The organism is Streptomyces sp. x-80 (assembly GCF_046549095.1).
Lineage (GTDB): Bacteria > Actinomycetota > Actinomycetes > Streptomycetales > Streptomycetaceae > Streptomyces > Streptomyces celluloflavus.
In genome coordinates, this window is record NZ_JAJPWM010000006.1 from 456,153 (window position 1) to 469,586 (window position 13,434).

A 13,434-nucleotide genomic window follows, 5' to 3' on the forward strand; every position below is an offset into this window, starting at 1 on the left:
GACACCGCCGACACCGCCGACACCGCCGTCCTGATCGTCTCCGAACTCCCCCACGTATGTCCGCGCGCGGCCGGCTCGCTCAAGCGGCGGTGGGCTGGGGCTGACGCAGTTCTGCCTGCCCGAAGAGGAGGGCGTAGCCGCTGGGGAGCCGGTGCAGGATCCGGGCGAGGAGGTCGGGACCGGCGAGGCGGGTGACGACGGCGAGTACGGCGCCGGTGTCCCAGCGGGCGGTGGCCGGGCTGGCACCGGTGCGGGCGGCCAGGTCCTTGACGAAGCTCCAGCCGGTGAGGGGTTCAGTGTCGGGGATCTGAGTGGTCAGGGCGAGAGCGGCCTCGATGGGCAGGCACTGGGCGAGGTCGACGCGTTCGTCGCCGGTGAGCTGGCGGCCGAGGGCGGACATGACGTTGTGGACGACTTCCGCGGCCCGTTCGCGGGTGGGGTAGGCGCCTTCGTAGCGCACGCGTTCCAGCATCTGGTCGAACGTCAGAGCCGGATGGGACGGGTTCGCTCGTCGAGGCTGGCCGTACATGGCTGCGGTTGCCTTTCTCTGCGAAGGATGCGGCCTTGGGCCGGTGGTGGTCAGGTGGGATGGGGGTGGCCGAAGAGGAGGTCGTAGCCAGGTGGGAGCTGGAGGAGGACCTCGCGGGTGAGGACGTCGCCCGCAGCGGCGGCGACCGTGGAGAGGACGGCGCCGATGTCCCACAGCGCTGTCTTCGCGGTGGCGCCCTCGATCCAGGCCGCGGTCGCACGGACGAAGCGCTCGGATGAGAGCGGTTCCGCCGCCTGCAACGGGTTGAGGAGGATCAGGGCGTACGTCTCGGGGAGCCGGGCGGCGAGCTCGGCCCGCACGCTGCCCACCAGATGTGCGCCCAGCAGGGCCAGGACGACACGGGCAACGCGATCGGCCTCTTCCACGGATTCGTACTCGCCGCGTTCCTGGATGTGGGCCAGGAACGACTCCCCGCGCATCGACATCACGTCACCTCCGGGAACGGGGTGAAGGGGTCAAAGAGGGTGCGGAGGGCGGGGTGCCGGAGGGGGAATCGGACCTTCCCGCCCTCCGCTGCCGGCTGACGCTGGAGGGTTCAGCCGGAGATCTGCTGGCGGCCGGACTCCCCGCCGATGCTGATCTTGCGAGGCTTGGCGCGCTCGGCGATCGGGATGCGCAGGGTCAGGACACCCGCGTCGTAGTCGGCCTGGATTCGCTCGGTGTCGAGCGTGTCGGCCAGGACAATCTGGCGGGAGAAGACACCCAGAGGCCGCTCGGAGAGCTCCACCTTCACGGAGTCGGCCTTCGTGACCGGGCGGCGCTCCGCCTTCACGGTCAGCATGTTCCGCTCGACGTCGATGTCGATCGCCTCGGTGCTGACACCCGGGAGGTCGAAGGCGATCACGTATGCGTCACCCTCGCGGTAGGCGTCCATCGGCATGACGGACGGCTTCGACCACGTGCCCGACGTCCCCGACAGCTGTTGGACGATCCGGTCCATCTCGCGGAACGGGTCGGTGCGCATCAACATCGCAAAACACCTCCAGTTGGTTCAGGCAGAAACTGCCAATGCGCTTCAACGTGCGTCCGTTGTAACATGTCATCGAAACGATGACAAGCAGGAAGTCATCTGGAGGATGACAGAGGGAAAGAGAACCCCATGAACGAAGCCACCCCACCGACCACCCCGGTTCCCTTCCCTGCCGCCGCCGCGGCGCTGGAAGCCATCAACCAGTCCGTAAAAGACGCACAGCAGTCCCCCGCCCCAACGCCGATGACCGCAGCGCCGCCCGCAGCCGACGCCGGCCCACATTCGGCCCTGGCCGCACTGCTGATGCTGCGCGAGGTCCGCGAACAGCTCGCCGGCTGGGAGAGCGGGCTGATCGAAACCGCCCGCGGACAGGGCGCGAGCTGGGCCGACCTCGCCGGCCCCCTCGGAGTCGCCAGCCGCCAGGCCGCCGAACGCCGCTACCTGCGCCTGCGCCCCGGAACCCCCGGGAGCACCGGCGAAGAGCGTGTCCAGGCCACCCGCGACACCCGTGCCGCCGACCGCACCGTCACCGCCTGGGCCCGCGACAACGCCGCCGACCTTCGCCGCCTCGCCGGACAGATCACCGCCCTCACCGACCTGCCCGCCGGCGCCGAAGACGCGGTCGGCGAGCTGAACCTGGCCCTCGCCGACAGCGACCCCGCCCGCCTCGTGCGCCCCCTGACCGCCACCCGGGCCCACCTGCGGCCCGAGGCCGCCGACCTCGCCGACCGCATCGATGCCCTCACACAGCACACCGCACAGCTCCGCCGGGACACCCATGACCAGCGCGGCACGTAAACCGCACCTGGCACGGTGCCGACAGCCCCGGTCCCGTCAGGTCGACCGGCACTTCGCCAGCGCGGGGAAGCGGGTCACCCCGCCGACGCACGCGAGCGCGCCCGCCTCTTCCTCGACAACCTCACCCGCGAGGCTGGGCAATCCGTGGGTCTGGTCGTCTCCGAGCTCGTCAACGCCCTGCGACACGGCGGCGGCACCTGCACCCTGGGCCTGACCGCGCACCCCGACGACATCGACGTAGCCATGCACGATCACAGCCACCGCACCCCGCAGATGCGCACCCCGACCTGAACGGCGGCACCGGCGGCTTCGGCTGGCCCCTGGTCAACGCCTCGCCCGCACCACCGCCGTGACCCGCCGGGCGGCCGGCGGCCGGCGGCCGGCGCGAAGACCGTAAGGGCCCTGCTGCCCCGATAGCGGCCAGGACACCTCGGTGGGGCGTGGAGTATCGAACCAGGTACGGAGCAAGGTGTCCTTGAAACGGCCACGGTTCGCCTGGCGAACGGCGAGTTCGGCCGGACAGGCCGCCGCGGCGCCCTCGGGGAGAGCGAGAAAACACGAGTGAGCACGTCGCGGTCCTGAGCATCGGAAGCATCCTCCTGGCGACCGTTCCGGCGAACCTGGACGAGACGGCGGTGCTCTCCCCCCAGGACGACCTGTCCCCCCGAATCGTCAAGAGGGCCGCCCGCGGTGTCGTCATCCACGTCACGGCCCTGCACTCCGTCGACACCTTCGTCGGCCGCCAGCTCTCCGTGATCGCGTCCGTCGCGAACCTGCTCGGCGCCCGCCCCGTCCTGGTCGGCATACGCCCTGCCGTCGCCTTGCCCCTGCTCCAACTCGGCATCGAACTCGACGACATCACCAAGGCCCGCAATCTCGATGCCGTTCTGAGAGAGCTGGGCGCCCGCCGCACGAGAGGGCCTGCGAGGAGGTGACCTCCGAACGGTCGCCCACAGCCATTCCGCAGGCTGCCGTTCGCAGAAGTCCTCTCCAAACCGGCATGTTGCGCGAGGCATTTCTGAGAGAACAGCCCGGAGAGCCGCTGTACCGCTGTGCCCCAAGGCCGAAAAAGGAACACCAGGCGACGCTGCCCAGCTGACCTTCCGGCCGGCGGCATCACGAACCCGCCGACAACGGAAGCTGAGACGACTGCGCCCGTATCGGTCCCGGCGACAACACCCCCTGGGATTCCGTGAGCTGCCGTCCTCACCGTGTTTTACCTATCCCCTTGTCACCGAGGTGCGTGGCGAGAAGGTCGGATGGGACGGAACAGTAGCTCGGTGTGGCGCTGAAATTCGATCAGCTGTCCCGTCTCTGATGATCTGGTCCTCGTCTCGGTTGGCCAGGTCCGATCCGCTCGTTGTCTCAGTTGACATGGCCCGTCAGCCCTTCTCCGGGGTGTGGACCTGGTCCCGCTCGACGGCGGGCGCTCAGCGGTCTGCCCGGCTGGAAGCGGTGCCCCGGGCGCGCAGCCGTATTCCGGCGCGAGGCCCGGGAACAACCGTCGCGGGCTTCGTTGTGGCGGGATGTCAGAGCTGGTCGTAGATGGCGGCCAGGTGTTGCAGGACATCGGCGGCAGTGTCGAGGGTGGCGGTGTCGTGGTGACCGAGGGCGGTGTGCAGGGCCCGGGTGAGGGCGGCTTGGCGGTCGCGGTGGCGCTGCGTGCCGGTGGGGGTGAGGGTGACGACGGCGGTGCGTTTGTCGTCGGCGGAGCGTTCGCGGGTGACGTAGCCGGCCTTGACGAGGCCGTTGACGAGCTGGGTGGTGGCGGCGTTGGTGGTCTCGGTGGCGGTGGCGAGCTGGGTGACGCTGAGGGGGCCCTGGTCGGCGAGAGCGCGCATGGCGCGGGCGTGGGTGAGGGAGAGCGCGCCCGCGGTGCGGGTGGCGCGTCCGCGTAGCCGGGAGTCGGCGGCGCTGAGGCTGTAGGCGGCGCGGGCGAGCCGGTCCAGGGCCTGGTCTCGGGGGTTGCCGACCGAGGTGGCCTGGGCGGATCGGGTCATGGGGGCGAGTCTCCGGTTCTGCGGTCGTGGCAATGCCGTGCGGTTGACATGCAGAATACCGTAAGTACTTAATAGTTAAGTACTTAGTGATGTGCGAACGACTGCGCCGCTGAATCCCGAGAGGACATCCGTCATGACCACACGTGCCGCCGGCCAGACCTGGGCCCTGGACATCGCACTCGCCCAGGGCGGCTTCGACGCGCTGCACCCCGGTGCCAAGGGCACCCTGGAGCAGCTCGGACACGACCACACCGACTTCGACAAGGTCTTCGAGCTGGTCCGCAGCGGGGCGATGCTGCCCAAGGCGTGGGCGACCGTGGCCGGGCAGGTGGAGGAGCGGGCCGCCCACCACGAGCGGGGCGGCTTCTCGCAGACCGCAGCCGACCTGTACGTGCGGGCCGCGGTGATGTGGGGCCGCGCCCAGTACTCCGTCTTCGACGCGGCCGACCCGCGCAAGCTCGCCTTCCGTGAGCACGCCAACCACTGCGTCGAGCGGCTGGGCGCCCTGCGCGGCGGCCGGGTCCGCCGGGTGGTCCTGGACTTCGAGGACCGGCACATCTACGCCCTGCTGCACCTGCCGCCCGGCGAGGTCCGAGGCGCGCCTGCGGTGATCCTCGGCCCGGGGATGGACATGATCAAGGAGGACTACATCTACGCCGCCGAGCGCTACTACACCTCGCGCGGGATGGTCGCGCTGTCGATCGAGGGCCCCGGGCAGGGCGAGTCGCGGGCCGGTGGCCTCACCGTCGACCTGACCAACTACGAGCGCGCCATCGGCCGCTACATCGACCACCTGGCCACGCTGCCCGAGGTCGACGCGGACCGGATCGGCATGTTCGGCATCAGCATGAGCGGCTACTGGGGCTCGCGCGCCGCCGCCACCGACCACCGCCTCGCGGCCCTGGCCGCCTTCGAGGCCGTCACCGGCGATTTCGCCACCATCTTCGAGCGGGCCCAGCCGACCTTCAAGAACAACTACATGTTCATGTCCGGCTACAGCGACGAAGAGACCTTCGACCGCGAGCTGGTCGCCCGCATGCCCCTGGGCGACTTGGTCGCCGACATCGCCTGCCCGGTCCTGTACGGCATCGGCGAGTTCGACGAGCTCACCCAGTTGGAGCAGGCCCTGGCCAACTACGAGCGGGTACGCGCCCCCAAGGAGATGCGCGTCTACGAGAACGAGTTCCACCCCCTGGGCGGCGTCGCGGCCGAGATCTTCCGCTTCGGCGCCGAGTGGGTCGAGCGTGCCCTGAACGGCGAACTCGCCGAGCCCGGCCGCGACGTGCGCCACTACGTCCACCGCGACGGCCGCACCACCGACGGCACAGCCGACCCGACTTGGTGGCTCAGCACCGTCCCCGCCCAGATCACCAAGGCCCGCCGCGCCTAAGGGCTGTCCCGTCATACCTGGTGGATCAGCGCGCGGCGTCAGATGCGGTGCATCGCACGGCGGAGGAGCGTCCGCATACTGGTTGTATGTGGACGTTCCGACAACGCGGCGAGGTGCCGTAGCTGTCGTCGCGCGCCCGCCAGGTATGACGGGACAGCCCTCAGGTCTGTCACCTTGGCGGTGGGAGCAATCCGCAACCCGCGGGCGCCACGTGGCCTTGGTACTCAGCCCGCCACGCCGATTCGGGCGGAGTGGCCCGGGGGCCGGCGATGTCCCGCTCGGCGTTGCCGCACCGCCAAGTCCCTGGAACGGCGGCACCGGACCACATCGTTTGAGACACCAGCCAGCATCAATACGCCAGGGACCAGGTCATGTGAGATTCCCGGTAGCCACACGTCTCACCTGATCTGGTCGTTGCAGATCACCGCTATGGTCTCGGACCAGATCATCTGAGACGGGACATCAGCGACCGGCAGCCGCGGCTGCTGTCTCGTCATGTTGGAACCCCTGGTAGAGGCGATGACGACGACGGCGCCCAGGTGTGGAGCCTGCCGGTCATCGGGTTCCGCCGTTGCCCCGCCACGGCGGCCGCTGTGGCGGGGCCGACCTTCCGCGTACGGGCGGCAGGACGTGCACGGCGCGGACGTTCGCGCCGTGCGTCTTCGCGTTGGTCGCCGCGATCGGCTTCCGTGCGCTCCAGCGTGGCTTGGTGCCGCAGGCCGGGGCGTCGGGGGCGACGTCCAGGCGGCCGGTGTCCGCGTCGAACGCCACCGCGCGGGCGCGCCCGGCGAGCTCGGACGCGGCCGCGGCCGCGGCGAGGGTGCCGTCGAACTGAGCCAGGATGCTGCCGCCGGCGACCGGGACGACCATGCCGCGCTCGGCCATCATCACCGTGATTGCGGTGCCGGGTCCGAGCGACTCGCGCCCGTCTCGCCGCATGGCCTGGCCGGCGCAGCGCTCCGGGTTGGTACCCCTCGTAGGGGCCGAGGAGGGCCCCACGGGTAAACCCGCTGGTCGTGCGTTGCGTAGCGCCGTGGTTGCCGGCGGGTTTTGCAGCGGGTCGTCGATTATGTGTTGTGGTCCGGTGTGGTGCTGAAATTCGGTCGGTGGCCGGCAGTCGCGCGGCTGTCTCCGGCTGAGGTCCTCCGGCGGTGGTTCGCCCAGTGGTTCGTCTCCGCCTGAGCGCGGTCGCGTTGGGTGTCGACCGCGGGTTCAACCGCCCGCGGTCGTCATCGGGTCGCTGCCGTTCTGGTCTTGCTGATACATATGTGCGATGGCAGGCGACGACTCCGGTGCGTATCAAGCAGGGCAGTCGGGACTCATCGTGAGGGTCCCCGAGGCAGAACCTGCTGTTCGAGCGTGGCGTGACCGGCTGGACCCTTCAGCCCGTGCGGGTGTTCCGGCCCATGTCACCGTCCTCTTCCCGTTCCTCGACGAGAGTCGCATCGACAACGGCGTTTGCGCTGCCATCGGAGAAGTGATCGGACGCCACCGGCCTTTCGAGGCCCGGTTCGAGCGCTGCGGGCGATTCCCGGGGATCTTGTATCTCGTCCCCGAACCAGACGTCCCGTTCCGTCGGCTCACCGAGGCGATCGCGGACCGGTGGCCGGAGACCCCGCCGTTCGGCGGGCAGTTCGACGAGGTCGTCCCGCATTTGACCATCGCCCAGGGGCAAGACGACGCCGTGCTGGCGGAGGCCGAGGCCGGCCTTCGCAGTCAGCTTCCCGTCACTGCCCGCGTGTCGTCGGTCGATCTGGTGGTCCACGACGGAACAAGGTGGCAGCAGCGAGCGTCGTTCACGCTCCGGTAATCCCTCTGTTGGCCATCGGCCAGCCGCCGTCGTACTGGGCCTTGGCATGGGCGAGCCGGTAGGAGTCGGTGCCGGTTCGCGTTGGTACCCCTCGTAGGGGCGATGACGGCTGCCTCATCCCGGGCGGGCCGCGAAGTGGAGTGCTTTCCACGGGTCCTGAGAGGTGGCCGGGAGCTGTCAGCGGCATCACTTTTCGCGTGCATCTCTTTAAAGGGTTGACGTTTCGGTCCTTCTCCCGGGCTCCCGGGTGAAATGCGCTCCGACCTTCCTCCTTCCTTTCCCGTGGCAGGCCTACACGTGGGCCCATGAACGACGGAAAGTCAGGTTTCAACTGGGATGGAAGTCGGCGGGACGCCTGGATGCCCCGGAATATGCGGGTGTGGCGTTCCAGTGCCTCGAAAACGTTGCGAAGAAACGCACAGGACCGGTGCGTCTACTGCGGCCACATCATGGAGTGCTTCAACCGGTTCGATGGCGGCCGGATCCCCATGGTCCCCATGGCGCTCCCGTCCGCGCGGATCCCCCCCACGGCATCGTTGGCAAGTCGACAATGGCGTCGCCTACATCGACGCTGCCAGCAGGGGAACCTGCCGGTTGCCACACCCGACCGTCTGCCCCATGGTGACGCACACAGACGGTGACAGAGAACCGGAGAGCGTTCGCCGCGCCCTGGCGGTTCGCACCCGCAAGGCGATCGACGCGAAGACGTTCGTGCCGCGCGAGTTCAAGCCCTTGGACGAGGATGAGGTTGCCGAACAGCACGTCACCGTCGCGGACGGGGCCGAGCGTCATGTCGTCCGTCACTCCACCCGCCTTTGGCTCGCCCCCACAACGATTCAGAACCTGCGCTGCGTTGCACGCTCTGGCGACGACCGGTGTTCCAAGGCGGTGCGAGCAGAAGATTCTCCCGAGGGAGACTGGGAAGAGGCCGACACCCCGCTTGCGCCTGGACGTTCCGGACAGCAGGTACTCGCAGCCGGCAGCACCATGTGGGTCTGGGTCCTGAACGTCCTTGACTACGACTCTCTCAACCGGTGGATCAAGCAGCGCTGTCCGGCTCACTGGAAGAACTCCGCACCAGACGCGGAAGCGCCGGAGTGGGTCCACTTCAGCGCACTGCGCCACGACGCGCACATTCTCCATCAGCGTCCGGCGGACCTGCTGCCCCAGCAACGCCCCCACCCCGGCCCCCTCGAAGCCGCCTTCGGGCCGAAGAGAACCGTCTGTGCTGGCGAGCACTGCCACAACGGGACGGTGATGCCGGTCAGTGAAGGGTGGCTGTGCTACAAATGCGCGCCGAAAATCCAGCGCCGCGCTGCCACCCACCGGAAATGGCAGCAAGATACCGGCGCGGATTGACCTCACACGATTCCTGCGCCTGTGCGGCTTCCCCGGCGTCGTCGGGCTGGGGCTCGGCAGGCAGCCTCGCCGCTGCGGTTCGGTGCTCACGCCATCACCGCTCCGGTGGCGTCGTCGTCCAGCGGTCGCGCGGCGAGCTCGGGCAGCCGGTCCGTCCACGGCGCGGCCGCGGGCGTCTCGGCCCAGGGCGGCGGCCTGCTCGCGCAGCTGCTCCAGCCGCGCCGCCAGCAGGAACTGCGCGACGCGCTCCCGGGCCGCGTCGGCGGCCTTCGTCGCCGCCGCGATGGCGTCCGCGCCGGTCGGGTTGTGCTGGAACCAGCGGCGGCCCTGCTCGGTCTTGAACGCCCGGCGGGCCTCCGCCTCAGCTTCCTCGGTCCGGCCCAGCCGCCCCAGAGCGCTGCTGCGGTACTCCGGCAGCGCCTGCTCCACCGCCTGGAGCGCGGCGAAGGCGAGCGCGGACGCCGCCGCGACCGGATCCGCGTCCAGATCGCCGGGCTCCACCAGCTCCAGGAACTCGCCCCAGACCCGCTCGATGTCGGCCGCCAGCGACGCCCGGACATCGGCGGTGACGGCGGCGACGTCGGCCGGGTCATCCAGCACGGCCGCCCAGGTCGCCGCGACCAGTCCGGCCTCCACCGTCAGGGCCTCGGTCCGGCGCCGGTAGCCGCACGCCTCGCACAGCCCACCGGCCTGCTCCTGCCCGCAGTCCTCGCACGCCGGCGCCTGACGGACCGCGTCGGCGGCGGCCGCGGCCTCTCGTTCGCGCTCCGACCGCTCCTGCGCGGCGGCACGGGCCTCATCGCGCCGGGCCTGCTCCGTGCGGGCCTGCTCCCGCCGCCACGCGAAGTCCTCCGCCTCGATGGCGGCCTGCTCGCGCAGCCGTTCCTCAAGGGCCTGTCGGCGCTCGCCGTCGGACAGGCCGGGCAGCTCCCGGCCGGTCTCCGCGCCGATCCGGGCGCGGCGGGTCCGGCGCAGGTGGATCACGTTGTGGCAGTTCTCGCACTCGCTGTCGGTGTCCAGCCGGATCCCGTCGTCGCAGCGCCGGTCCGAGCAGGCGGGCCGCTGCACCAGGCCCCGCCGGATCAGCCACCCGTACGGGCCGGTGACCAGAGACTCGCCTCCGGTCTCCTCCAGACGGTCGGTGAGCCGGGTCTTCTTCCCGACCGGCTGGACATCGAACAGGCCATCATAAATACCATGATGATCTGACGCAGAAGATTACAAAGTGGGCAGGGTGATCTGACGTCGAGGCGACCGCTCCGAACCGCTCCGCACAGGCGGTTGACAGGGCTAGAGTCGTTGGTGACTGACAACTGGTATCGGTGTAGGGGGCGTGGGTGATCGAGTTAGCCAGTGTGATCAGGGACCTGCGGGAGGAGTTGGAGCAGGCGGTCGTCGCGGCGGAGGGTGAGACGCTGCGCTTCGAGTTGGGGACGATCGAGCTGGAATTGTCGGTCGCACTGGAGCGAACCGGGCACGCGGGGGCAAAGGTGCGGTTCTGGGTGGTCGAGTCCGGTGCGGACGCGACGGTGAACGCCACCTCGGCGCAGCTGATCAAACTGGCTTTGCGGCCGACCCTCCAAGGGTCGCTTGACCCGCCATTCGTCTCCGGCCGTGCTGGCCGGAACGAGCAATGAGCCCTGCGGACGGCAGCGCATCGAGGGCATCCGGGCCGGACGAGTTCGACGTACGTCGAGTGGTCCAAGTCGTCATCACCCGGCGCGGAAGCGAGGAGTGGCGCGGATCGGGTTACCGCGTGAGCGGGGATGCGGTACTCACAGCCGCGCATGTGGTGCGGGACGCGGTCTCGGTCACGCTGCGCTTTCTCACCGAGGACGGTGATGTAACGGAGTTGTCCGGCGAGCCGGAGCCGCTGTGGGAGGACTCCGACGTCGATGTCGCGGTGCTCAAGATCTCGAACGACACGGACAGCCATGAGCTCTACGCCGCCGAGGTCCGGCCGGTGCGGTTCGGCCTCATCACTCAGCCGGTGGATTGTGAAGCGCTGGGGTTCCCCAAATTCAAGCTACGCCCCGATAACGCATCGTCGGAGCTCAATAGGGTTGTACGGTACCGGGATTCCCACTATGCGCAGGGCAAGACCACGCCGTGGGCGGACCTGCGCAGGGGCACTCTGGAGATCTCCGTGGGCGCTCCGGGGCCCGATCCGGAGGGCCGTTCCCCATGGGAGGGAATGTCGGGAGCCGCGGTGTGGAGCGGTGGGTGCCTGATCGGAGTGGTCAGCGCGCATCACCTCACCGACGGAGCCGGCAGGCTCACGGCAAGCAGGGTGCAACGCTGGTACAAACGCCTCACTCAAGCCCAGATCGATCAACTGGGCGAGCTGATCAGCCTGCCGGCCCGCGCCGTCCACCTCACGCGGCTCCCACCGCCGACGTCACATCCACCGCCGGCTGAGGGTGACCCGGCCGAGGCCCTCGCCGACGAGGTGTCCAAGCAGTGGCGTAAGGAGGAGGAGCAGCAGCGGGTGCACGACCCGTTCCCGCTCCCCGTGCGCTTTCGGTGCACCGACCGGGATGTCCTCGATAACTGGGCCAACATCCGCAAGCTCCCGCGCGGGGCGGCCGCAGAGCCCCTCCCTCTGGACGGCGAACTCGACCAGATTGTGGACGCGTACGCCTCCGTCCCGTCCTGTCGGCTGGTGGTGCTTGGTGAGGCCGGGTCGGGCAAGTCGATCCTGACCCTGCGTTTCCTCGTCGACTGGCTCGATGCCCGCACCCCCGGCGACCGAGTACCGGTGATCTTCGGCCTGGGTTCCTGGGATCCGGCCGCGACTTCGCTGCGCGACTGGATGTGCGCTCAGCTGGTGCGTGACCATCCCTTCCTCGCGGCTCCAGCCGCGCGCGGAGGCAATCTTGCCCGCGTCCTGCTCGACAAGGGCAAGATCCTGCCCGTTCTCGACGGTTTCGACGAGATCCCCAGCGGCCTGCACTGTATAGCGCTCAATGCGCTCAACCAGGCCACCACCATGCCACTGCTGCTCACCAGCCGCCCCGACGAATACGCCAAGGCCGTCAACGACTCCGAAGATTCCGACGTGCTCACCGGCGCCGCAGTCATCGAGTTGGAGGGCCTCACCGTAGACGACTACGCCGACTACCTGATCCGCGCCAGCCGGACGATCAGAGGGGGCGGCGCAGACCGCACGGTATGGGATGCCGTCCTGGCCCGGTTGCGCGAAGGGCCATACACCCTGGGCACGGCGAACCTCGCCGAGGTTCTCACCACCCCGCTGATGGTCTCCCTGGCCCGCACCATCTACAGCGACGCTCCCAGACGCGACCCCGAAAAGCTGCTGCACTTCCCCACGCCTGAAGCCCTTCAAGACCATCTCCTGGCCGCATTCGTCCCCGCCGTCTACAAATCCGCGCCGAATGACGATCGTGACGCCGACGGTCCCCGTCACCGCCGTCACTGGACGCCCCAACAGGCCCAGCACTGGCTCGGCTACCTCGCCGCGCACCTGGAACAACTTGAGACCCATGACCTCGCCTGGTGGCAACTGGGCACCACGATGCGCCGTTCTTCGCGCATGCTCGTGATCGGGTTCCTCGCCGGGATGGCTTTGGGGGTGCCGACCGGGATCGGGAACCTGCCCGTGGACTTGGTCGCGACCTCGCATGGGCTCGGGTTCGCGATCGTGCGGGGGCTTTTGGTCTGGCTCCTGCACGGACTGGTGGCCGGGTTGGTGTTCGGGGTCGTGTACGAGTTCGCGCCCAGAGGGGCGGCGTCCAAGCCGTCGACTCTGCGCATACAGATCTTCGGCGAGACCCGGCGCAATGGTGCCGAGATCGCCCGGAGGTTCATGTTGGGGGTCGTATTCGGGGTGCCGAGCGCAGTCGCGCTGGAGCTCATGGACAGATTGGTCGTCGGGCCGCTGGGGTTCGACGACGGACTCAGCGGCGGGCTCAGGGGGGCGTTGCTGTTCCCGGTGGAGCTCGGTTTGGGCGCCGGAACCGCCTTTGCCATCATGGCGTGGCTTGAAACTCCTATTGACACCGCATCCGTTATCAGCGCCTCGGACCTGTTGAGGACGAACCGCAAGAACGCGCTCGTCCATATGCTTGTGTGGTTGCTCGTGCTCGGGGTCCCGGCAGGGATCGCCATCGGCCTCGCGCCCGGACGCGTAGGCGGGTTCGCGTCCGGGCCCGTGCTCGGGCTGCTGGCCGGGCTCGTCTTCGGGATGGAGGGCGCGTTCGCGGGCGGGCTCGGGTACGGGCTGAGTTTCACCGCTTGGGGTCAGTGGGTGGCCCTGTCACGAATGTGGTTGCCGCTGACCCGGCGTCTGCCCTGGGCAGTGATCGCTTTCCTGGATGACGCCCACGATCGAGGCGTGCTGCGCAAGGCCGGTGCGGTCTACCAATTCCGCCACGCTCAGCTCGAAGCCCACCTGGCCCACGTCTACCGGGCGCGCCAGGACCGCACCGGCCGCGGAGTTCAACCGGTGGGCAAGCCGGGAACCATGGGAGAGCGGACGAACGTCGCCATGAACACGGGGATTCCCGACAGGCGTTGACCGATGAATATCGCAACTGA

14 protein-coding genes and 1 pseudogene are annotated in these 13,434 nt (G+C 69.2%); 10 read left to right on the forward strand and 5 right to left on the reverse strand.

Features of this window, described 5'->3' with window-relative positions:
• Positions 1–79: 79 nt before the first annotated feature.
• The 3 genes from ACLJWH_RS14950 to ACLJWH_RS14960 form a co-directional block, all read right to left on the reverse strand.
• Positions 80–529, reverse strand: a complete 450-nt coding sequence (locus ACLJWH_RS14950) for a DUF2267 domain-containing protein (protein ID WP_411142159.1) — start codon at positions 527–529, stop codon at positions 80–82.
• 50 nt (positions 530–579) lie between these two features.
• Entirely contained in the window at positions 580–975 is a 396-nt protein-coding gene (locus ACLJWH_RS14955) for a DUF2267 domain-containing protein (protein WP_411142160.1), read from the reverse strand.
• 110 nt (positions 976–1,085) lie between these two features.
• A complete protein-coding gene (locus tag ACLJWH_RS14960) occupies positions 1,086–1,520 on the reverse strand; it encodes an Hsp20/alpha crystallin family protein (protein WP_411142161.1) in 435 nt (144 codons plus the stop codon).
• Between the two features lie 129 nt (positions 1,521–1,649).
• Here ACLJWH_RS14960 and ACLJWH_RS14965 point away from each other — a divergent pair, with 129 nt between their 5' ends.
• The 3 genes and pseudogenes from ACLJWH_RS14965 to ACLJWH_RS14975 all read left to right on the forward strand — a co-directional run bounded on the left by ACLJWH_RS14965 (position 1,650) and on the right by ACLJWH_RS14975 (position 3,253).
• Positions 1,650–2,318, forward strand: coding sequence for an HSP18 transcriptional regulator (locus ACLJWH_RS14965; RefSeq protein ID WP_411142162.1), 669 nt, complete (start codon positions 1,650–1,652; stop codon positions 2,316–2,318).
• A gap of 15 nt (positions 2,319–2,333) precedes the next feature.
• Positions 2,334–2,715: pseudogene (locus ACLJWH_RS14970) on the forward strand (ATP-binding protein).
• Between the two features lie 196 nt (positions 2,716–2,911).
• Entirely contained in the window at positions 2,912–3,253 is a 342-nt protein-coding gene (locus ACLJWH_RS14975; protein WP_411142224.1) for an STAS domain-containing protein, read from the forward strand.
• Positions 3,254–3,847: 594 nt separating this feature from the next.
• Here ACLJWH_RS14975 and ACLJWH_RS14980 read toward each other — a convergent pair.
• Positions 3,848–4,318, reverse strand: coding sequence for a MarR family winged helix-turn-helix transcriptional regulator (locus ACLJWH_RS14980; protein WP_411142163.1), 471 nt, complete (start codon positions 4,316–4,318; stop codon positions 3,848–3,850).
• Positions 4,319–4,451: 133 nt separating this feature from the next.
• Between ACLJWH_RS14980 and ACLJWH_RS14985 the strand changes: the two genes are divergently transcribed.
• Positions 4,452–5,708: an alpha/beta hydrolase gene (locus ACLJWH_RS14985; protein WP_411142164.1), complete on the forward strand. Its 1,257-nt coding sequence runs from the start codon at positions 4,452–4,454 to the stop codon at positions 5,706–5,708.
• Positions 5,709–6,263: 555 nt separating this feature from the next.
• Here the strand turns inward: ACLJWH_RS14985 and ACLJWH_RS14990 are convergent.
• The gene (locus ACLJWH_RS14990; RefSeq protein WP_411142165.1) at positions 6,264–6,596 is read right to left on the reverse strand and encodes a hypothetical protein; all 333 of its coding nucleotides are present in this window, start codon (positions 6,594–6,596) and stop codon (positions 6,264–6,266) included.
• 385 nt (positions 6,597–6,981) lie between these two features.
• Here ACLJWH_RS14990 and ACLJWH_RS14995 point away from each other — a divergent pair, with 385 nt between their 5' ends.
• From ACLJWH_RS14995 to ACLJWH_RS15020, 6 genes are all read left to right on the forward strand, one after another.
• Positions 6,982–7,518, forward strand: a complete 537-nt coding sequence (locus ACLJWH_RS14995) for a 2'-5' RNA ligase family protein (protein WP_411142166.1) — start codon at positions 6,982–6,984, stop codon at positions 7,516–7,518.
• 371 nt (positions 7,519–7,889) lie between these two features.
• Positions 7,890–8,159 carry a DUF6083 domain-containing protein gene (locus tag ACLJWH_RS15000; protein ID WP_411142225.1) on the forward strand — a complete coding sequence of 90 codons (270 nt, stop codon included), beginning with the start codon at positions 7,890–7,892 and terminating at the stop codon, positions 8,157–8,159.
• On the forward strand, positions 8,083–8,877 hold the full coding sequence (locus ACLJWH_RS15005) for a hypothetical protein (RefSeq protein ID WP_411142226.1): 795 nt from the start codon (positions 8,083–8,085) through the stop codon (positions 8,875–8,877). The genes ACLJWH_RS15000 and ACLJWH_RS15005 overlap by 77 nt, the downstream gene beginning before the upstream one ends.
• A gap of 105 nt (positions 8,878–8,982) precedes the next feature.
• Positions 8,983–10,086, forward strand: coding sequence for a hypothetical protein (locus ACLJWH_RS15010; protein ID WP_411142167.1), 1,104 nt, complete (start codon positions 8,983–8,985; stop codon positions 10,084–10,086).
• 128 nt (positions 10,087–10,214) lie between these two features.
• Entirely contained in the window at positions 10,215–10,514 is a 300-nt protein-coding gene (locus tag ACLJWH_RS15015; RefSeq protein ID WP_411142168.1) for a trypco2 family protein, read from the forward strand.
• A complete protein-coding gene (locus ACLJWH_RS15020) occupies positions 10,511–13,414 on the forward strand; it encodes an NACHT domain-containing protein (RefSeq protein ID WP_411142169.1) in 2,904 nt (967 codons plus the stop codon). The genes ACLJWH_RS15015 and ACLJWH_RS15020 overlap by 4 nt, the downstream gene beginning before the upstream one ends.
• Positions 13,415–13,434: the final 20 nt, after the last annotated feature.